Raw genomic sequence first — 20,076 nt, 5'->3', positions numbered from 1 at the left:
CGCTGGTTGGACTCTAGTAAAATTCCATGTAATTTTGCGGTGATGGGTTTTACACTAGCGATTTTCATTATAAAATTTTTTCAAACTGAATCCGTTTTTTATGTTATTCCACTAATAAATCTTGATATTGATTTAAGGTTCTTCGTATTTCTATTAATTTATTAGATAAATTGATACATTTGGAATTATCGTTTTCTGTTTGAGATTGATATGACCATTGCATTAGTCTGGTTTCGTTACGATTTAAGATTAAACGATAACCCTGCGTTTATCGAGGCCTGTTCTCGGCATCAGTTTGTGATCCCGCTGTATATTTATGATGAAAAAAATAGTGTTTTAGGAGGAGCACAAGCGTGGTGGCTTCATCATAGTCTGACCTCTTTAAGTAACTCCCTGGCACAACTTGGATTGAAACTTATTCTGCGCAAGGGCGAGCCCCTGGAGATTATTTTAGACTTAATTAAAAACATTTCTGTGAGCTCAGTCTATTGGAATCGCTGTTATGATCCCGCTGCTATTTTGCGTGATAAAAAGATTAAAGCAACTTTGTTGGAACAGGGTATCGAAGCCCTAAGTTTTAACGGAAGTGTGCTGCATGAACCTTGGACAATTAAAAATAAAAACGGTGATTATTTTAAAGTTTTTACGCCCTATTGGAACCACTGTAAACAAAATCTTAATCTGCAAGCGGCAATGCATTTAGAACATCGACCTGCGGGCATTGAAGTGAAAAGCGATAAGCTTTTGGAGTGGAAATTATTACCTACCATCGATTGGGCTGCGCGATTTAAAGAATATTGGACTCCAGGAGAAGAGGGGGCGCAACAAAAATTACTTGAGTTCGTAGAACATCAACTGAATGATTATAAAAAAAGTCGAGATTTTCCGATAAAAAATGCAACTTCACGTTTATCACCCCACCTGCATTTTGGTGAAATCAGTCCATGGACCATCGTACGGGCAATCGAACTGGCAAAACTCGATCCGAAATGTGATTTATCATCTGCCGACCATTTTCTCTCGGAATTGGGATGGCGAGAGTTTTCAGTGTATTTACTGTATCATTTCCCAAAACTTCCATTCGAGAATTTCAGGAATGAATTTGATGCATTTCCGTGGCACAACGATGAGAAATTATTGGCTTGTTGGCAAAAAGGTTTGACCGGTTATCCAATAATCGATGCCGGCATGAGGGAGTTATGGGCAACAGGCTATATGCACAATCGTGTCCGTATGATTGCTGCATCATTCTTAACCAAGGGTTTGCTCATTGATTGGCGTTTGGGCGCCGATTGGTTTTTAGATACTCTTGTCGATGCCGATTTAGCCAATAATAGTGCGAGTTGGCAATGGGTGGCTGGCTCTGGTGCCGATGCAGCCCCTTATTTCCGGATTTTCAATCCGGTGTTACAAAGTCAGAAATTTGATGCGGATGGTAGCTATATTCGTCAATGGGTTCCGGAGCTTGCTCCATTAAAAAGTCAAGCAATCCATGCACCTTGGGAAGCTATTGATTCTGAGAAGATTTATCGAACTACAAACTATCCAAGACCAATTATTAATCATCATGAGGCCAGAACGAGGGCTTTAAATTATTACAATCAGTTAAAAAAGAAGGAACTCTAATGACGCCATCTTTCTTTATTTTTGGCTTTGGCTATACCGCAAATCGACTCGCGCAGCGATTGATTCAACTCGGGTTTAACGTTGTTGGAACAACACGCCATGCCCCTCAAAAAGCGATGACTCATCCTGCAAAAATCACCCTGATCGATTTTCAGGCTGCAGATCTAGAATACTACCTCAGCCAATCCACTCATTTACTGATGAGTGTCCCACCTGATGCACGAATGGGTGATCTGGTGTTGTCTTCTTATGCAGAATTGATTCGGGAGAATAGGGCGCATATTCAATGGTTAGGCTATCTTTCTTCTACGGGTGTCTACGGTGATTATCAAGGAAACTGGGTTGATGAAGAGAGTATTTGTAAACCCAAGAGCGCCACTGGAATTTTACGTTTGCAAGCAGAAAAAGCATGGTATTCTTATGCAGAAAGCAATCAACTCCCTTTACATATCTTCAGGCTAGCAGGAATTTATGGACCGCAAAGAAATCCGCTTGAGCGAATTGTAGCGGGGAAAAAGTTCAGTATTTTTAAAGAAGGTCAGGTCTTTTCGCGTATCCATGTTGATGATATTGTGTCCGTGCTTCTTGCTTCAATAAAGATCCCGCATCCTTTATCTACCTACAATGTCGCTGATGATGAGCCAGCTGCATCGCATGAGGTTGATGCTTATGCTGCTTCGTTATTGAAACAAGCACCATTGCCTTTAATCCCGTTTGAAGAAGCTTCATTATCCCCAAGAGAGCAAGAGTTCTATTGGAGCAATCGTCGTGTGTCTAATTTAAAAATAAAAAACGAACTTAATATTGTTTTACAGTATCCTTCATTTCGAGAGGGACTCATGCAACTATGGAGAGAGCATTTTGCGTAAAGACAGCGGAATTAAACTGATTGTTTGGATTTTATTTTTCGAGATCATTGGATTGTTCTTAGGTTTATTGACCGAAGAGAATATCCATTCTTGGTATGAAGGGCTAGATAAATCAATTCTAACTCCTCCTGGATGGGTGTTTTCACTGGTGTGGTCAATCTTATATGCTTTTCTTGCAATTGTTGGTTTTACTTTATGGCAAAATCGACATAAGCCCCAAAATAAAACAGTGCTTCGTCTTTATCTCATTCAACTCATTATGAATTGGCTATGTACACCACTTTTTTTTCAACTGCATTGGTTGGGATTTAGTTTTTTATGGATAGTCGTTATGGTGGCTTTAAATGCAGCCCTTATTTTAATGACCATCAAAAATAAGCAAAAAGAAATTACCTTACTGCTAACCCCCTATTTTTTCTGGCTTATTTTTGCAAGTTATCTCAATGGGATCATTTGGATTCTTAATACGCAAGCCTAAAGACGGCCTGAATCTAAAGCGGATAATATTTCTTGTGCCTGAGTCTGTATGGCTTCTTGTTTATCAGGGGCCATTTTTTGCCAATTCATGTAAGCATAATGAAGTCGAGGATTCTGTTTCAACTTGTCTTCATTTTGTTTCAGAAAATTCCAATATAATGCATTAAAGGGACAGGCTTTTTCTCCTAATGAATCATGGGGATTGTAGGAGCATGATTCACAAAAATTACTCATGCGTTGAATGTATTTTCCACTGGCAGCATAGGGCTTACTTGCCATCAAGCCCCCATCGGCATAAAGTGCCATGCCTAGGGTGTTGGGGAGTTCTACCCACTCATAGGCATCAGCATAAACTGCAAGATACCACTCACAGACTTGTTTTGGATTGATGCCCGCAAGTAATGCAAAATTACCGGTTATCATGAGTCGTTGGATATGATGCGAATAAGCTTCTACGGAAGTTTGGCGAACTACTTCCTGAAGACAAAACATGTTAGTATTTGCTCCCCAGAAAAAAGCAGGTAAATCTCTTGTAGCCTGAAAGTAATTCATTTCTTTGTAGGCGGGCATAAATTGCCAATAAATACCACGAATGTATTCTCGCCAGCCTAGAATCTGCCGGATAAATCCCTCTACTGAATTAAGAGGTGCCTTTTGTTCTAGGTAAGCTTGTTCTGCAAAACGACATAGTTCGATAGGTAATAACAGCCCGACATTAAGATAAAACGACAGTTTTGAATGATACAAAGTGGTTTCATTGGTCAGCATGGCATCCTGATAGCTGCCAAAAGAGATGAGGCAATGCTCAATAAAATAATGTGCTTCCGATAACGCATCCGCACGAGTCACTGCCAAATCAAAGGGGTATAATTGACCAAAATGTTTTGAAAAATGTTTTTTCACTACTTCCAAAACTTCGGCGGTAATCTCATCTTCTGGATAATCCAGGCGTTCTGGAAATGAGGAAATGTTTTTTGCAGGATTACGATTTTGCACATCATAATTCCAAGAGCCCCCGATTGGATTGCCCTTGTCATCGATTAAAATCCGATATTTTTGACGCATCATCCGGTAAAAAAACTCCATGCGCAGTTGTTTTTTTCCTTTGGCCCAATCTTTAAATTCATTGATTGGGCATAGAAAGCGATTGTCCTCGAAAATGTTTAATGGAACCGATAATTTGCTCTGCAGATCCTTAAACATTTGAAGAATGCGCCATTCCCCTGGCTCTGTAAGATTGACTACGGAGGGCTTTATTTTTTCAACGGCCCGCATGAGTTCTTTGATCAGACTTCCCTGATTATCTGGATCATCATACTTGATGTAGTAAACACAATACCCTTTATCTTTAAGTGATTGAGCAAAATGACGCATGGCCGAGAACAAAAAGGCAATTTTTTTAGGATGGTGACTGACATAAGTTGCTTCTTCTTTAACCTCACACATCAGTATACAATCATCATGCCTATTGATGTCACTTAGTGCGGACAACGTGTCACTCAATTGATCGCCTAAAATAAAGCAGAGTTTTGTCATAAATTGTTTTTTATTAGTGAATTAAATTTTCATCTTGGGTCGGACATGGCTTAAGCCTCCATCCACCGCAAGAACTTGCCCGGTTATCCAGTTATTTTCTGGACTGAGTAAAAATATAATCGCTTGAGCAATATCTTCTGGCGTCCCAATGCGTCCTAAAGGGTGCATTGCTTTGGATGCATTATGCGCTAATTGATTCGTTAACAAAGGAGAGGTCAATGGGCTCGCGACCATTCCTGGTGCCACCACATTGACTCTTAAATTATTAGGGGCATAAGTAGCTGCTGCTGCCTGAGCAAGACCTATAACTCCCGCCTTTGCGGCGGCAATCGCCTCGTGATTTGCAAGTCCAACTAATGCGGCTGCCGATGAAATCAATACTACTGAACCGCCTTTTTTCATCACCAGACCTGCAGCACGGACCGTTGCAAATGAGGTGGTTAACGAAGCATTAATGCAGGCCTGGAAGTCTTCAAATCTTGTCGCATGAGCACTTTTCAAGAGTAATGAACCGGCGCAATTTACAACACCATCAATGCTGCCCACTTGATGAAAAACTTCGGTAACTGCATCAAAATTGCTGGCATCGAGTATAAAGTCAGGATTAATCTTATGGTTATCCCTTGCCGTGGTAAATACTTTGTCGCCACGCTTGGTCAACAAAGTAGTAACCGATTGACCAATTGCACTGCTTGCTGCAATAACCAAATAATGACCCATAGTGAAATTTCGCCAAAAAGAAAATTAAATTCACTATGCTTGATGAAGTTTAAAAGTTCAATATTTTTCATCGAAAAACCACTAAATTTAATCGCAGATCAATTGGCTTTGTTACTATTCATAAAAACATAGAACTTACGTGAGCAAAGATTTTTTGTTACATTGAGACGAATAATCTATTTATTGAGATTTAATCACGATTCTTGAATTAAAATATTCCTACGAGTCAATAGCTGAAAGAGGGAAATGCAATGGCACAAAAAAACAGTCTCGTTATCCTTTTAACCTATTTAGGAGCCCTCCCTTTTCTTATTGCTGCATTGTGCTCTCTTTTAGGAATCACCGAGCTTCCCTATCTCGGTGTCATACAACCTTTGCTTAACTCGTATGCAACACTTATTGCGGGTTTTATGGCCGGAACGATTTGGGGATATGTGGTGCGTTCGGATTCATCTCACAGCCTAATTCTTCTTGCAAGTATTCTAATCGTGTTGATCCTATGGGTCCTATGGGGCAATAGTAAGGCATTGACTTATCCGGCTTTTCTAGTCCCCATTTACCTGCTTCTTTGGTGTTTGGATTATTGGTTGTTAAAACACCAATATGAGGACCGCTCTTATTTTAAGATGCGCACAGGAGTAACCGTTCTGGTCATAGCCAGCTTATTGATAATTTATTTCAAATAATAGAGGCTCGGTATTAGATAATTTATGGTGCCGATACACGAGTTTTTCCTGAAATTGAGTTTTATCGAGTTGATTTTAGTGACAAGTTATATGGAGAATAGGCTCTTGTTGGCTCTACCCAGGCTATTTGCCATATCTAATTGTGAAAAATGCCAATCTCTTGATGATTACAATTTTTTTAAGAAATTATCTAATGAGTTTCCATAATAGAACATTGGGGGGCCTTGAACCTTGAATAACTATGTTGATTGAGTTGCAATGCAAGATTCAAGGCCTGACCCATATAAGCAATGAAGTGTTTAATTTAAAGAGGCCGTGTGGTTAACCTGTTGTTCAGAGATATCGGCTCCTACAGGTTTGAATAGACCAAGAGTTGAAACCGGTAGTTCTGATCGAGTTTCCTTTAATACTTCTTCTGGTGTTTTGTCTCGCCAATTGACTGTGGATTGAGCACCAAAACTTTTTAGCAAGCTCATCATTTTCTCATCTCCTTTTTTTGCCGCCGCATGTAAGGGAGTTAAGCCATTGCTATCGGTTTTATTGGGGTCCGCCCCCTTGCTCAATAGAAGCATTATATAGTCATCCCATCCCTTGTTGATGGCCACATTCAATTCCAGGTTGCCACTAAAGCTCAATTCATTGGGGTCTGCTCCATGTTCGACGCATAAGATGCGCAGGCAGGGTGATACATTTACCTTTTGGAGGTTGTTGTCTCGCATTAGGGCCCATGGGCTAACAAATTTAACCGTAGGGTTTAAATCGAACCATCCTTTCGAGATAGCAATCGCTTCGTTCTTGTTGAGATCAAATCCATGAGCTAACATTAATGTCAATGCATCCTTAAACGCTGGGCTACCTTCAGGATGGTTCGCCAGATAACTGAGTAATGAATTGAGATACATTGAACCAGCCGCTTCAAAATGAAACTTAGCGCCATCTTGAACTAAAGGTTCAACAAGATGAAACTTATTCTCTTTGAATACTTGGCAGAGGGCCGACTCTCCTTTTGGATTAACATACTTCACATCCGCTCCAAGCGTAACAAGAAGTCGATACCTCTCAATTTCTTTTTTTTCATCATAGCTCGTACTTTCTGTAATCAAGTTAATGAACACTGAATTATCCACTTCATCAATTTGATTGAAGTTCAGTTTTTGATGCTTATTTAAAAAGCAAATTTCTTCAACTTCTAAACGGCTCAAAACATTTCGGTACATATGTGAACTGGGAGATTGGTAGAATTCGGGATGACTTGAAGATATTTCTTTAGGCGAACGATCAAATTCTGTTTGAGTTAGGTATGAGAAGCCATCGGTATTAGATTGTACCAGCTCTTCAAGCAGCAACTTTCTTTTATCTGCGTCAAAACAATCCCTTATGTCATATAGAGAAGTCTTAAATTGGTCATAACGTGCCAATACTGGAAGACAATCTGGATGTATTTTCAACCCCTTAGCCCGCAAGTATTCCAAATGATGTCGTCCCAGGCTGGTGTAAGCTAAAACCGCTTTTAATCCTTTGATATCACCTGACTCGAGACAATAATCTACAACGGTTAGTCCTTTCTCATCGGGTTGGCAGGGATTAGTGCCCTCTTCTAAAAGATACTGCAAGGTTTTAAGATCTTTATTTTTCACGGCCTGAATCAGCATAAGACTATTTAATGATGCCCCAGCGGAATGAAGTAATCGGACCATATCTATATGGCCTAGTTGCACCGCTTGTTCGACCAGTGAAGGTTCTACACCATGAATTCGGTCAACACTTAGATAATATTTAAGGTATTCTTTATCTGAAAGCAGTTTCTTGATTTGCTCAACATTATTGCTTTGGACGGCTTCTTGAAACTGTTTCGCCATACCAAAATAATTTTTCAGCCAAGGATATTTCTTTTGATTTTCAGGATCCTGCAGACAACGCAGCATTTGCTGTTGGACTACCCCAAAAGTAATTTTATAAGCATCCATAAAACCACTAAAATCCAGTGCATTTAATTTATCGAGTTCAAAGGTCTTGGCAACTGTTTCTTCTGAAAATAAGATATCAACTAAACGATTTAACTGAACCTGTTGTTGGTTTAACATTCCATTAGATTGAAAAATTTGCGCAAATAGCTCGCAGCAAAACTGTAATTTTTCAGCGAGTGCATGTTTTGGGTTAATTTGTTCGATTTTTTTAATGAGCTCTTCTTCTGCCTCGCCTCGCTGTTTCTCATCCTCTAAATAAAAATCATTGATCTGATTCGAATAGTATGTTGCTTTAACTAAAAGACTCACCATTCCAGTAATCACAGCAAATTCATTACTGTTTAAAAGCCTTTTTTGCTGCTCTGTGGTCGCTTGCCCTAGCGTATAACCCCTGACAAACTGCCGAAATTCATTATCTATTAAAGAACCAATTGCTTCGCTATAGCTTCTTTTATGTTGATTATTTGCAGCAGCGTGCAGTTTCTTTCCTAAGTCAATCATTGAATTAAAAACTGCTTTATGTGCCTCTGAGGTAAAAGATAAGAGCACCACATGGTAGAGATCATGCAAAGCAAAGCCAAAACGACCCGACTTAAGATTATCAGCCTCTGTTTTCTCATACTTGCCAGGAAAACTGAGACCAAATGGATGAGCATCTTGCTTATGCATCTCATAAACCTCATCAAAATCATCGTCACCAATTCGTGCGACGAGCTTCTTTGGTTTTTGTGCCAATACATTGAGAGTAGACTGAATCATGGTCATTGAAGGAATAATAAATTCGTATGCCCCATCCTTTTTTTTCCTTGGCATAAATAAATCAAAACCAGTTCGAGCAATCGCTTCAAAAATTCCAAATGGTTCACCAGGATTTTTAACGGTAAAGGTATAAAAGCAACGCTCTGATTCTGGAACATCTTTATTAAATAAGGATTGAAATAACCGTTCCTTAGCTTGCTGATCCATTTCATCGTTTAATACCTCATGCCCAAAAAAATTATCCCCCACATGTTGAATACGTAGAAATTCGTTTAACTGCTGCTTTGTGCCCTTATCCTCTTCCGTTAAGTGATACGTCTGACACGAGATTTGCTCTTTTTGCGGATAGTCTTTAAATGCACCCCAAATAAGCAACATCGAAATAAATTGTGCTTCATTTATCTCTTCGTCTTGAAGTGCAATTAATGCATACTTGGGAAGGTCATCATGAAAAAAAACCGAGGAAGCCATTTCTGCTTTATGCAATGCATTAACTAAGCTCTTGCAGCCTTCCTGCATTTCAGGTTTATCTTGATATTCTTTGAGATCGGCTAAAATAGACTCTGAGTTTTTAAAAATAGGCAATTGACTTAAATCGCGCATGAGTTACCTTAAAAATTATCAAGACAAAATATTGAAGCATGATACATAAAGATCAAAATATAATCAATTAGATTTAAATTGGTGAATTATGTTTTTTTTGTGATGCTTTTAATGCGCAACAATACAAAAAAAGTCAATTTTTGATATTTTTGGACTAAATTTATAATCTCAAGGATATGGCAATTAAACTAGCACGCGTTGCTACTGTCTTGAATTCTATTTATAGACAGTAGCAAGGCGCTACGCGCCATAAAAAAACTATACGGCAAGTAGGTTTTGTTCTGCTCTTGCTGCAGATTCGATACGCTCAATTTCGGCTGAGCCAATTGAAGAAGTTTTAAAGAAGCCAAAACAAGTTAAAGCACCTACTGTGACGCCACAGCCGCCACTGATAAAAAGCAATTCAGCAGTAGATCCTGTTGCAATACCTGCTAGCAAGGCAAAAGGTCCGGTCCAGGCACTGGAGGCGCAGCCTATGGCAAACCCAATGGTAAATACCAGCAGACTGGTAATAACCGCTGTAACAATACCCGCAAACGCATCTTTAAGGGTTACCGGTTGATCATTCAAAATTCTTTTGCATTCCTCTATGCTCATCGTGATAAGCTCCTCTTTATCTGTACGATTAGTCCGCAGATAAATAAGCAAGAGGTCTATTTGCACTCCAAGTTGCATAAATTGCTCATCCGATAAATTAAATTTTTCGGCGGCAGTAATAAAATTATCTATGGCTTGATAGAGAAGCGAGCTGGGATCTAATTTATTCCTGGCTCGTTGTAACGGATAAGAGGCACCTGGGCCCAGGGCCTTCATGCGTTGTGAAAGATTGACTAAACTTTCCCCATTATCTTGAGCTGAAAAGAAAATAGATTCTGCAAAACCTTTTGTGTTTTCAGGAAGTTCGGAGTTTATTTGTTGAAATATAGCGTTGAGACGTTGGTCGTTAACACATTTATCCTGTTTTGTACCCACTAAAATGAGGGGAGCATTTGGATTGTGTGCTCTAAATTGAACAATTTTTTCTTTTATCTCTTGGACAACATAGTTTTCGGATACATCAACACAAAAGAGTGCTATTTGTGCATTGGATATCAGCTGAGAATTGATTCTTCCCCTTTGTGACAGATTTTTAGTGTTCCATATATCCCATTTTTGTGATCGGAACACATCATAATTAGAGGTTGATTTCGACGATACGTCAACAGCCTTACCCGTTAGCAATTGGCAAAGTGTAGTTTGACCTGAGTTCTTAACACCAAAAACAACTACCTCAACAGTCATAATTTTAATCTCTTAAAAGAAACAGATTGGGCGATTGTAATGCATTTGAAAAAAATAGGATATAAATCAATCCGCTAAGCACTCGATTAATTTGCCATTTTCTTTTGAAATTTTAGCAAGCATATCACGCGTAGGCTGGCTGCAAAGCCCAGCGTCCGGTCTTCAGTGTTACTGGCAATTGATACTAAAAAAGAAGGTTAACTCCAATATCAGACTGTTAAATGGCCGTTATATAATGGTACAGCGCCTATCAACTTGATGCTCTGCTTGATGTTCTCTTTGTCTTCCGTCAAAACTTAATTCCAAGGGACTTTCGATGACTCTGAATGCAATCATTTTTAGCTTGTCCTCAGAATTTCGGCCATGCTCAAGTTGTGTAGGTGACAAGTCGTTAAAAACTTCCCCATTCCTACTGTCAATAGCAAGTGATTTAGAATATCCATCATGACACACATCGGCTGAAAGAATCTTTGCGTTTTTATGTTTTTCCACAAGTTCTATAATTTGTGTTGCTTGTTTTTTAGAGCTCGAGTCGCCACTGTGCAAATGCACCTCTAAAAGATCATTATCATTGCTGGATATCCTGTTAAATAATGACTCTACGGAGCTTAACGTGGTGATCGCATCAACATGCGCTAATAAAGCAGTTTTAGTAGTGGCATTCCAAATTGCAATAATGAAGCAAGGTCCTGCGCCATACGAGCCTAAAATGGGTTTTAAGCTTGTATTATCAGTAATTCCAACTTCATGTTGTAAAACAGCATACCCTTCTGTCGATGAGAAATTTCCTCTTGTCGGTCTCTTGCTATTTGCAGAGTTTACCAGTGCTAATAGTCTGATTTCTTTTTCGAATTCCAGCTTGCTCTCTTGGTAATTTGCTGAAAAAAAACCACTTGGCCGGTCATATTCCGGTCCATTATAGACATATTGACCGTTTTTAAACGATATAACATTTGAAAAATGACTTACGAGCTCATTTTCAACCTGTTTATCAATTAGCGGCTTGCCACCATTAATTCCTGTTGCATCATTTAAAAAATCAGCTAATTGTGCAACAGGTAATTCTTTATAATTGCAATTCTTATCTTGAATCATAAATCTTGGGCCTACAGTGCCGCATTGGCCGACAGGATAAGAAATAATTGCTCTAATTTATGAACTTTCTATATGATTTTCTAAACGATGCATAATATTATCCTTATGATGAACAGGACTTAAATTGAGCCATTCAAGCAGCTCCCGTGCTAACCGAATTTTAATCAGAACGGGTCAGTACAAAAAAACTCAATCCCATGGATCATCTTATCATTTGAATATTAATTTAGTATTAATTTTAGAAATTGTGTGTTAAAAATTACCATGCACCTCTGGTCAATCATTACTCGATCTTACTGCCTCGTTCGCTGATTTAGAACAATTAAATGGCTTATTGAACAAGGTGCTACTTAGGATGAGTATGTTTCACGAATCAATTGATGCGTGGGGTTGACCTAATCAATTAAAAAGGTGCACGAAGCACTATCCGACTCGCTGCAGAAGGCTATGTATAAAGTGCTATAATTACCTGTGTGAGGTAAATTATGTACATAGATCCGATCGATGACGATGTTATTTCCTATAAATACGCACCTTTCTATGCGGAGTGCGATTCGAGAAATGTAATAAATATTGAACCAAGCCAGGCCCATGGAATTTTCGCCTCCGGTATGACGGAATGTGTTTCGTTTGCCTTTTTTATAAAAGAAAATAACCAAGTTAAGCGTCTGTCTATGATTCATTTTCCAGGAGGTATTTCGAGTGCTACTTTAGAATCCGAGGTGGGGAAAGAGGTCATTATGGCAATGTTGGCTCATGCGCCTAAGGGTGCTGAAATTGACGCAGTAATAGGATTCAGCAGTTTACACTATCCCAACGGCTTGTATGATGATGAGGAAATTTTGGATGTCCTTGATCAACAACTTACGGTGTTAGGATTCCAACTGACTAATCTGCACCTTTGTGCAGGGAATGGTCGAAATTTAGACGAGTCAGGTTTTAGCTTCGGGATAAATTTTAATGGTCAATATGGCGAATTTATTAATTGCCATGGTCTCCTTGCTAAAGGAAACTTAAACTCAAAAGAGGCTTGTGTCAATTACAGCGATTCCCCCACCAATCTATCGCAACTGAGCTATTTGCTTCATTTGGCGCGTTTACGCGGTGATAAGCAACGATGGGATGAGTTACAAAAAGACCTTCAACACCTGGAGAAAATTCATTCCGATAAAGACTTTTCTAAAGTGAAGCATATGGCGTTTCAATTGGCACAGCAGGATATTCCATTGAGTAATCCTGCTCAATTAAAAGATGTGATGCTAAGAGCGCGCGAAGGAGAAAACAAGGAATTATGGAAACAAATAAAAACCGCTATAGTGCAAGAAATTGAGCAATGCGATGATAAATATACGTCGCTAGTGAAATATAAATCAATTTTAAAACTTCATTTTGAGAAAAATTCTGCCAATCGATACGAGGGAAGTATTTTCAGTAGAACTTTTCAGCAAGGAGAGCCTACTCATTGGCGACAAGTCAAAAAATATGACCCAGGAACTCAAACTGCCGCTGGCGCACAAGGGTCGACATCAGTCGATTCTGAGTCTCCTGACCCAGAATCATCGAATACTCTAAAAAGGGTTTGAAGAACCGCTCTGGGTATAGAACGAATTCTAAGATCGCAACAATCTGAGGCATCTAAATGGCTTTCGCTTCATCGGGTTGCATCACCTCCTTAAACGTCATCCATAACTTTTTCTCGAAATCATACAGTTTACATTGTTTAAAAATACGCAGCACGTCACTCAATTTAAAACGATACTCATGAAAATAGATTCCATATTTTTCTTTTAAAGCATGATGTGCCTGGGGTAAATTATAAAATGGAATGCGCGGATCCAAATGATGCGGAACATGGATCATGATATTGTGCAGCAAGAGCCTTGATATTTTGGAGCAATGGATAATGGTACTGCAATATAAAGCACTAATCGAATGAGACCACTCGTTTTTCACATCAAAAAAGGGAATATTAGGATGGGTATGATGTAAATAGACGATAATGGCAATAAAATAATTAAAAACGATAAAAGGTACGAGAACGGAAAGTACTATCCCCATTACCCCTCCGGCAAAAAAATAGGACAAAATTGACACGATAAGTGCGTATGAGAACACCATTATTTTTCCCTTTTTATAATACCTTCGTTCTTTTGGGTTTTTCCCAGGGTTGAAACACAGCATTTGTTCCCACCAAATCCTGCGTAAATAATGAAAAGCGCTGGTAAAAAAACAACGTTCAATTCGATACATGCCGCGTTGTATTAAGGAGAGTGCTCGGTATTCTTCGGAAGTTAAAGGGCGCCATATCCAGTCAATAGGAGAAAAAGAAGCAAACCCATGATGGGCTTTATTGTGGCCAAAACTCCACATCCGGTACACGTTCAAGGAGGGGAGCATGGCTATGGTTCCGAGGAATTCAGCGACTTTGCTGCTTTTAAAAAGTGCGCCATGTGCCGCATCATGAGCCCAAACAAAAAGCATCGCCGTAGCGAGTCCTGAAATGAAACTTCCGACCAGCTGCAGTTTCAAGTTAAAAGATGAAAAAATGAGACTTAATCCAAATAGGAAAAGAAATAAGTCCAAAAAATACCAAAAAAATGTTTTCCCATGAGAGCGCTTATAACATGCTGGAGGAATCAATGTTCGTGCGACAGATGATTTTATTAACTTCACATCCTTCCATGAATTTTTGGGGGTCAAGCTCATAAATACTCCTTAAGAAGGATTTAAACATACAGAATACTTTCTTTTGAATCAGATTTTTTTTTGAGCACATTGTAAATGATTTTTAGCAGAAAATCCCTGATTTAGATCATGGAATGAATGTCAATTTTCCAATTGGCTAAAACGTGGCACAGAAACCCAAGCAAACTAATTCACTATCCCGGCGATTAACTTGAGCTGGTCTACTTGCAGCAATTGAACTTTCTTCTGTTCGATGGAGATCATTTTATTTTTTTTAAACTGGGAAAATAAGCGGCTCACTGTTTCTGCTGTTAATCCCAGGTAGTTTCCAATATCCTGACGAGACATGGGTAAAACCAATTCCATTTGCTGCTCACATCCATGCAGCCGTTTAAATAAGTCGACAAGAAACGCGGCTAAACGTTGTTCTGCAGTGACAAAATTTAAGTACGAACCCACCGTTAATTTTTGACTGATTAAATACAAAATATGTTTTTGCAGACTGGAATTAGAATTCAATAATTCAGTAAAATGATGGTAGGGAATTTCGCACACAACAGTCTCAGAAAGGGCAACCGCTGAGAAAAGATAAGTACCCGATGCAATCGCTTCAAATCCTAGAATTTCTCCCGCAAAATAAAAACCCCGAATTAATTCATTTCCTTCACTATCCACTTCAAAAGTTTTTAAAGTTCCTGATTTGATTGCATAAAGGCTATGGAATGTATTTTGAGGAAAATACAAGGCCTGCTTCTTTTTAAGAACATGTTGTTGTTTTACCGCCGAACTAATTTGATTTATCCAGTGAGGGTTGCCTTCCTCAAGAGTACAAAAAGGGAAAAATCCGCAGTTGGAACAGGGTGGAGTTTGATTAACTGGGTCGCTCATCAGAGATTAGGGATTGCTAAATGACCTATTTTATCTTGTTTTGAGACTTTTTTGTATTTTTCCATGACCTAGATCAAGGTATTTGAGGGGAGAACGTAGATACAATGCGGCAGACTGAATAAAAAAATCAGCAAGTAATTAAGAGGTGATTAAATGATTCCCGCAACTGATGTAGTTGATTTGTCTCGATTACAGTTCGCTTTAACTGCATTATACCATTTTTTATTTGTCCCTTTGACCCTGGGATTTTCTGTTTTGTTGGCAATTATGGAAACCGTGTATGTGATGAGCGGTAAAGAAATTTGGCGTCACATGGTTAAATATTGGGGCGTTTTATTTGGCATAAATTTTGTTTTAGGTGTAGCTACCGGTTTAACCATGGAATTTGAGTTTGGAACGAACTGGTCCTATTATTCGCGCTATGTCGGGGATGTATTTGGTGCTCCATTAGCAATAGAAGGACTAATGGCCTTCTTTCTAGAAGCAACTTTTGTAGGATTATTTTTCTTTGGTTGGGAGCGCTTATCCAAATTCCAACACTTGGTGTGTACCTGGTTACTCGCTTTAGGTACTAATTTATCCGCGTTGTGGATTTTAATCGCCAACGGCTGGATGCAAAATCCTGTGGGTGCTTATTTTGATTATCAAACCATGCGCATGGAGGTGAGCAGCTTTTTTGATATTTTATTTAATCCGGTGGCACAAGCAAAATTTGTCCATACTATTAGCGCTGGGTATGTTACCGGTTCGATCTTTGTTTTATCCATTAGCGCTTATTTCCTGTTAAGAAATCGCAACCACGATTTCGCAAAACGATCAATGACTGTTGCTGTATCATTTGGGCTTGCTTCGGCGTTATCGGTTGTTGTCCTTGGTGATGAGAGCGGCTATCTTGCCAATGACGATCAGAAAATGAAAGTGGCTGCTATGGAATCGATGTGGGAAACAGAGAAGACCCCTGCCAGCTTAACTCTTTTAGGGATTCCCGATGAGCAGACAAAAACTACAAAATATGCGATTAAAATTCCCTATGCTTTGGGAATTATTGCGACCCGCTCATTCAACACTCCTTTATTAGGGATTAATGAGCTCATTGAGGATGGTAAGGAGCGGATTAAAGATGGCCTGTTAGCCTATAATGCATTAAGCATCTTACAAGGTGATCCTGATGACAAAGAGGCGAAAGAGCACTTACAAAGCCATGTTAAAAACTTAGGTTATGCCCTTTTGCTGAAAAAATATACCGCAAATCCCTCTCAGGCAACTGAAGCACAAATTAATCAAGCCGCCAATGACTTGAAACCTAAGGTAGCCCCCCTCTTTTTTTCATTTCGGTTGATGGTCGCATGTGGCTTTTATTTCATCCTTTTGTTTGCTCTAGGTTTTTATCTTTCTACCAAAAATAAACTGCAAGTTACGCCCTGGTACCATCGGATGGCATTTTATTCCTTACCATTGCCTTGGATCGCGGCTGAATTGGGCTGGGTCGTTGCTGAGTATGGGCGACAGCCCTGGGTCGTTCAAGGGGTGTTGCCGACCTTTATGGGCGCTTCTTCTTTATCAATCGCTCAAGTCCTGACTTCGCTAACTGGGTTTGTATTATTTTATACCGTGCTGGCAATCGTTGAGCTGTACCTCATGGTTAAGTACATTCGATTGGGCCCAGAGGAGATGCTTGCCCATTAGCGATTGGTATCTTGTTCTTTATCGATTAGGGGGCGAGAAGATTAAAGCGTATCACCCACCTTCATTATGGAGTGTACAATGATTTTAGATTATGAAACCTTAAGAGTAATTTGGTGGCTATTACTAGGCGTTTTACTAATTGGTTTTGCGATCATGGATGGGTTTGATCTGGGGGTTGCCATGTGGTTACCCTGGTTTGCCAAAACAGACACCGAACGTCGTATTTTAATTAATACAGTGGGACCTACCTGGGAGGGTAATCAGGTATGGTTTATTCTGGGCGGCGGGGCAATTTTTGCGGCGTGGCCAGATCTCTACGCGCTCTCATTTTCCGGGTTTTATTTAGCGATGCTGCTTGTGTTGCTGTCATTAATTTTAAGACCTGTGGGATTTAAATACCGGTCTAAACTAGAGAGTTCTCTCTGGAGATCCATCTGGGATGGGCTGCTTTTTATTGGCGGTTTTGTGCCGGCGCTCATTTTTGGAGTAGCGGTAGGTAATGTGTTACAAGGCGTTCCCTTTTATTATGATGACAGTTTAAGAGTAATGTATACAGGGACTTTTTTTCAGCTACTCAATCCCTATGCCTTGTGCAGTGGGGTACTTTCAGTGTTCATGCTTGCGATGCAGGGTGCTTTTTTTCTCCAGATAAAAACAGAAGGTGTATTGCAACGAAAAGCAAGAACAGGGGCGCGTTATGCCGCTTTCTTAATGACGCTGTTATTCATCTTGATGGGCTTTTGGACTCATTTCATAGATGGCTATGTCTTAAACCAACCCATGCTCCATGATGGCCCATCCAATCCTTTACACAAAGAGGTAGGCAGGCAAATTGGCGCTTGGTTCATTAACTATAGGGATATGCCAATTTCGCAATGGGTTCCGCTTTTAAGTATTCTTTTTGCCTGGTTGGCTATCTTTCTAGCGAATAAGGCATTGATTGCATTTATTTTAAGTAGCTTGAGCGTTGGCTCATTAATAGCCACGGTAGGCATAAGTATGTTTCCATTCATTCTGCCTTCTTCCTCTCATCCCCAATACAGTTTGACGGTATGGGATAGTTCATCGAGTCAAACGACTTTATTTATTATGCTGATTGCGACTGTAATTTTTCTTCCTATCGTTCTTGCATACACCGGATGGGTTTATCGGGTTCTACGCGGAAAGGTTAATGAAAAAACAATTAAAGAACAAATATCTTCATACTAAAACTAAGGAGAAAAAAATGTGGTATTTCTCTTGGACTCTTGGAACTGGACTCGCTTGTTCATTTGCCATATTAAACGCCATGTGGCTGGAGCTACGGGATGCCGATAAAAAAACGTAAGAATCCAAATTAGGTCGGGTAGTAAAGGAAAGGAGTGAGTCTTAACATGCATTTAAAAAGAGATATTGGCATCATCGGTGCAGGTTCAACTGGGTTACCCCTTGCACCGTCCCTTGCGCATACTTCTTTGAACCTGGTCTCAAAAGTTCTGTTACCCAATTCAATAGTCAGTTGTTCGCTTTTGGCCGAGCTGCTCAGTCGGTGTCGCTTAAGGGGCGCTAATCAGGATATATGGCCTTTTAAGGGGATTATTAGGGATTATTTGGGCGGTAGGGCAAGCCCTATCACTTCGCTTATTGATAAGGTTGGTTCATGTTTTTAAATAATGTATCTAAGCGTTTAATATTAGAGTACGAAGGGCAGTTTCCACGATATACGAGCTACCCAACTGCCCCTCATTTTTCTACGGGAATTAACGGGGCAATTTATTCGCAGTGGCTTGCTGAGATCCCAGAGCAGGAAACTTTGTCCTTATATATTCATATCCCATTTTGCCAACAATTGTGTTGGTATTGCGGATGCTATACGAAAATTAATAACAAAAAAAACGCTATTGAAGAGTATATTAAGGTATTAACTCAAGAAATCGCATTGGTTGCAAAACGGTTATCCCCCCGAAACCCTTATGTCACTCATATTCATTTTGGTGGCGGCTCTCCAACGATCTTACCCCCGCAGTTATTTTTGCATTTAATGAACAGGGTTCGTGAAGCCTTTAATATAGCTCCTCATGCAGAAATCGCTATAGAAGTCGACCCTCGTACAGTCAATGAAGAAAAAATAAACGCTTATGCTACCGCTCTCGTGAACCGGATCAGTATTGGTGCCCAAGATTTTAATCCCGAGGTGCAGTTAGCGATCAATCGAGTACAACCATTCGAATTGGTGCAATCATGCGTCACTCTTTTTAAACAGTACGGTATGAACACGATAAACCTTGATTTGATTTATGGATTACCCAAACAAACCAGATCAAGTATTCAAAATAATATCGAAGCGGTTACTTTGTTAGATCCAGACCGAATTGCTTTTTTTGCCTACGCGCATGTCCATTGGATGAAAAAACACATGCAACTGATTCAGGAAAAGGATCTTCCCAATGCTGCGGAGCGAATAGAGATGTTTGCTTTGGCTTCTGAACTGTTGAAACAAAAAGGGTATTTACCTGTTGGGTTAGATCATTTTGCTAAACCTACCGACTCTATGGCACTCGCGTTAAATGCAAAAAACCTCAAACGAAATTTTCAAGGATACAGTGTTGACAATGCCTCGCATTTGATTGGACTCGGGACCTCATCCATCAGTCAGCTCCACAATCGATACGTGCAAAATACCTCGGAGTTAAGGCAATATAAGACCGATATTTTAAATCAGGCCTTGCCTATTGTGCGCGGAATAGAAATTACCGTAGAAGATCAATTAAGAAAATGGATTATTAACGATATTATGTGCTATCTGGAAGTGGATCTCAAAAAAAGATGTACAGAGTTTCATTATCCGCAGGATTATTTTGCTAGTGCGCTTCGCTCGCTGGATCATTTAGTCAAAGATGGACTGGTGCTCATTAACAATGATGTAATTCAAATTCACCCCAAAGCAAGGCAGATAACCCGAGTGGTGAGCAGCTATTTTGATCGCTTTTTTATAAGCGACAAGCAAAAACATTCAAGAATCACTTAAGATGAGCCATATAGAACCAGGACTTAATCACCTTTTTGAACGGTTTAATGACTTTTCTAATTCATTGATTATCGCACTTTTTTATGAAAATTTGAGTAAGGGAATACAATAGAATTTTTAGTTCAGCACTTTATTATTCTGTAACAATCGAATTGGCTAAAGATTGTGATTGATGGGCAAATTATGTATTA

General features: G+C 39.5%; 17 protein-coding genes. 10 read left to right on the top strand and 7 right to left on the bottom strand.

Translation table 11 applies throughout. The annotated features are described in order from the left end of the window. Positions 1-210 precede the first annotated feature (210 nt). The 3 genes from OQJ13_RS07785 to OQJ13_RS07775 are packed head-to-tail and all read left to right on the top strand — an operon-like array spanning position 211 to position 2,973. On the top strand, positions 211-1,626 hold the full coding sequence (locus OQJ13_RS07785; RefSeq protein ID WP_265710314.1) for a cryptochrome/photolyase family protein: 1,416 nt from the start codon (positions 211-213) through the stop codon (positions 1,624-1,626). Then, positions 1,626-2,495 carry an SDR family oxidoreductase gene (locus tag OQJ13_RS07780; RefSeq protein WP_265710313.1) on the top strand — a complete coding sequence of 290 codons (870 nt, stop codon included), beginning with the start codon at positions 1,626-1,628 and terminating at the stop codon, positions 2,493-2,495. Before OQJ13_RS07785 ends, OQJ13_RS07780 begins: the two co-directional genes overlap by 1 nt. Beyond that, a complete protein-coding gene (locus tag OQJ13_RS07775) occupies positions 2,488-2,973 on the top strand; it encodes a TspO/MBR family protein (RefSeq protein ID WP_265710312.1) in 486 nt (161 codons plus the stop codon). The genes OQJ13_RS07780 and OQJ13_RS07775 overlap by 8 nt, the downstream gene beginning before the upstream one ends. Here OQJ13_RS07775 and OQJ13_RS07770 read toward each other — a convergent pair. Continuing rightward, the gene (locus tag OQJ13_RS07770; RefSeq protein ID WP_265710311.1) at positions 2,970-4,508 is read right to left on the bottom strand and encodes a cryptochrome/photolyase family protein; all 1,539 of its coding nucleotides are present in this window, start codon (positions 4,506-4,508) and stop codon (positions 2,970-2,972) included. The genes OQJ13_RS07775 and OQJ13_RS07770 overlap by 4 nt on opposite strands. A gap of 21 nt (positions 4,509-4,529) precedes the next feature. Then, positions 4,530-5,228 carry an SDR family NAD(P)-dependent oxidoreductase gene (locus OQJ13_RS07765; protein ID WP_265710310.1) on the bottom strand — a complete coding sequence of 233 codons (699 nt, stop codon included), beginning with the start codon at positions 5,226-5,228 and terminating at the stop codon, positions 4,530-4,532. Between the two features lie 251 nt (positions 5,229-5,479). Here OQJ13_RS07765 and OQJ13_RS07760 point away from each other — a divergent pair, with 251 nt between their 5' ends. Further along, positions 5,480-5,914 carry a DUF3429 domain-containing protein gene (locus tag OQJ13_RS07760; RefSeq protein ID WP_265710309.1) on the top strand — a complete coding sequence of 145 codons (435 nt, stop codon included), beginning with the start codon at positions 5,480-5,482 and terminating at the stop codon, positions 5,912-5,914. Positions 5,915-6,213: 299 nt separating this feature from the next. Here the strand turns inward: OQJ13_RS07760 and OQJ13_RS07755 are convergent, their stop codons facing one another. The 3 genes from OQJ13_RS07755 to OQJ13_RS07745 form a co-directional block, all read right to left on the bottom strand. Beyond that, a complete protein-coding gene (locus OQJ13_RS07755) occupies positions 6,214-9,243 on the bottom strand; it encodes an ankyrin repeat domain-containing protein (protein ID WP_265710308.1) in 3,030 nt (1,009 codons plus the stop codon). A gap of 258 nt (positions 9,244-9,501) precedes the next feature. Further along, positions 9,502-10,524: a GTPase domain-containing protein gene (locus OQJ13_RS07750; protein WP_265710307.1), complete on the bottom strand. Its 1,023-nt coding sequence runs from the start codon at positions 10,522-10,524 to the stop codon at positions 9,502-9,504. A gap of 228 nt (positions 10,525-10,752) precedes the next feature. Then, entirely contained in the window at positions 10,753-11,619 is an 867-nt protein-coding gene (locus OQJ13_RS07745; RefSeq protein ID WP_265710306.1) for a hypothetical protein, read from the bottom strand. A gap of 485 nt (positions 11,620-12,104) precedes the next feature. On the opposite strand from OQJ13_RS07745, the gene OQJ13_RS07740 reads away from it, so the two are divergent. Further along, on the top strand, positions 12,105-13,202 hold the full coding sequence (locus OQJ13_RS07740) for a hypothetical protein (protein WP_265710305.1): 1,098 nt from the start codon (positions 12,105-12,107) through the stop codon (positions 13,200-13,202). A 52-nt stretch (positions 13,203-13,254) separates the two neighbouring features. Here the strand turns inward: OQJ13_RS07740 and OQJ13_RS07735 are convergent, their stop codons facing one another. After that, positions 13,255-14,325, bottom strand: a complete 1,071-nt coding sequence (locus OQJ13_RS07735; protein ID WP_265710304.1) for a fatty acid desaturase — start codon at positions 14,323-14,325, stop codon at positions 13,255-13,257. Between the two features lie 165 nt (positions 14,326-14,490). Further along, complete coding sequence (locus tag OQJ13_RS07730; protein ID WP_265710303.1) at positions 14,491-15,192, bottom strand: helix-turn-helix domain-containing protein; 702 nt, start codon at positions 15,190-15,192, stop codon at positions 14,491-14,493. A 153-nt stretch (positions 15,193-15,345) separates the two neighbouring features. Here OQJ13_RS07730 and OQJ13_RS07725 point away from each other — a divergent pair, with 153 nt between their 5' ends. From OQJ13_RS07725 to hemN, 5 genes are all read left to right on the top strand, one after another. Continuing rightward, positions 15,346-16,878, top strand: a complete 1,533-nt coding sequence (locus tag OQJ13_RS07725) for a cytochrome ubiquinol oxidase subunit I (RefSeq protein ID WP_265710302.1) — start codon at positions 15,346-15,348, stop codon at positions 16,876-16,878. Between the two features lie 78 nt (positions 16,879-16,956). Beyond that, positions 16,957-18,087, top strand: coding sequence for a cytochrome d ubiquinol oxidase subunit II (cydB, locus tag OQJ13_RS07720; RefSeq protein WP_265710301.1), 1,131 nt, complete (start codon positions 16,957-16,959; stop codon positions 18,085-18,087). Positions 18,088-18,103: 16 nt separating this feature from the next. Continuing rightward, a complete protein-coding gene (gene cydX / locus OQJ13_RS07715; RefSeq protein WP_265710300.1) occupies positions 18,104-18,205 on the top strand; it encodes a cytochrome bd-I oxidase subunit CydX in 102 nt (33 codons plus the stop codon). A gap of 46 nt (positions 18,206-18,251) precedes the next feature. Beyond that, positions 18,252-18,527 (top strand): hypothetical protein, encoded by a 276-nt coding sequence (locus OQJ13_RS07710; protein ID WP_265710299.1) that lies wholly within the window; start codon positions 18,252-18,254, stop codon positions 18,525-18,527. Continuing rightward, positions 18,518-19,885 (top strand): oxygen-independent coproporphyrinogen III oxidase, encoded by a 1,368-nt coding sequence (gene hemN / locus OQJ13_RS07705; protein ID WP_265710298.1) that lies wholly within the window; start codon positions 18,518-18,520, stop codon positions 19,883-19,885. The genes OQJ13_RS07710 and hemN overlap by 10 nt, the downstream gene beginning before the upstream one ends. Positions 19,886-20,076: the final 191 nt, after the last annotated feature.

It is taken from the genome of Legionella sp. PATHC035, from assembly GCF_026191115.1.
In the GTDB taxonomy this organism is placed as follows: domain Bacteria; phylum Pseudomonadota; class Gammaproteobacteria; order Legionellales; family Legionellaceae; genus Legionella.
Note: the sequence above shows the minus strand (reverse complement) of the source record. Positions and strands in the feature narration are given on the sequence as shown.

What these genes read in the sequence shown, in the direction of transcription:
- OQJ13_RS07750 (WP_265710307.1), bottom strand. Translation starts at nt 10,524, where the DNA reads ATGACTGTTGAGGTAGTTGTTTTTGGTGTTAAGAACTCAGGTCAAACT.
- OQJ13_RS07760 (WP_265710309.1), top strand. Translation starts at nt 5,480, where the DNA reads ATGGCACAAAAAAACAGTCTCGTTATCCTTTTAACCTATTTAGGAGCC.
- cydB (WP_265710301.1), top strand. Translation starts at nt 16,957, where the DNA reads ATGATTTTAGATTATGAAACCTTAAGAGTAATTTGGTGGCTATTACTA.
- OQJ13_RS07710 (WP_265710299.1), top strand. Translation starts at nt 18,252, where the DNA reads ATGCATTTAAAAAGAGATATTGGCATCATCGGTGCAGGTTCAACTGGG.
- OQJ13_RS07745 (WP_265710306.1), bottom strand. Translation starts at nt 11,619, where the DNA reads ATGATTCAAGATAAGAATTGCAATTATAAAGAATTACCTGTTGCACAA.
- cydX (WP_265710300.1), top strand. Translation starts at nt 18,104, where the DNA reads ATGTGGTATTTCTCTTGGACTCTTGGAACTGGACTCGCTTGTTCATTT.
- OQJ13_RS07740 (WP_265710305.1), top strand. Translation starts at nt 12,105, where the DNA reads ATGTACATAGATCCGATCGATGACGATGTTATTTCCTATAAATACGCA.
- OQJ13_RS07765 (WP_265710310.1), bottom strand. Translation starts at nt 5,228, where the DNA reads ATGGGTCATTATTTGGTTATTGCAGCAAGCAGTGCAATTGGTCAATCG.
- OQJ13_RS07755 (WP_265710308.1), bottom strand. Translation starts at nt 9,243, where the DNA reads ATGCGCGATTTAAGTCAATTGCCTATTTTTAAAAACTCAGAGTCTATT.
- OQJ13_RS07730 (WP_265710303.1), bottom strand. Translation starts at nt 15,192, where the DNA reads ATGAGCGACCCAGTTAATCAAACTCCACCCTGTTCCAACTGCGGATTT.
- OQJ13_RS07735 (WP_265710304.1), bottom strand. Translation starts at nt 14,325, where the DNA reads ATGAGCTTGACCCCCAAAAATTCATGGAAGGATGTGAAGTTAATAAAA.
- OQJ13_RS07725 (WP_265710302.1), top strand. Translation starts at nt 15,346, where the DNA reads ATGATTCCCGCAACTGATGTAGTTGATTTGTCTCGATTACAGTTCGCT.
- OQJ13_RS07785 (WP_265710314.1), top strand. Translation starts at nt 211, where the DNA reads ATGACCATTGCATTAGTCTGGTTTCGTTACGATTTAAGATTAAACGAT.
- OQJ13_RS07780 (WP_265710313.1), top strand. Translation starts at nt 1,626, where the DNA reads ATGACGCCATCTTTCTTTATTTTTGGCTTTGGCTATACCGCAAATCGA.
- OQJ13_RS07770 (WP_265710311.1), bottom strand. Translation starts at nt 4,508, where the DNA reads ATGACAAAACTCTGCTTTATTTTAGGCGATCAATTGAGTGACACGTTG.
- hemN (WP_265710298.1), top strand. Translation starts at nt 18,518, where the DNA reads ATGTTTTTAAATAATGTATCTAAGCGTTTAATATTAGAGTACGAAGGG.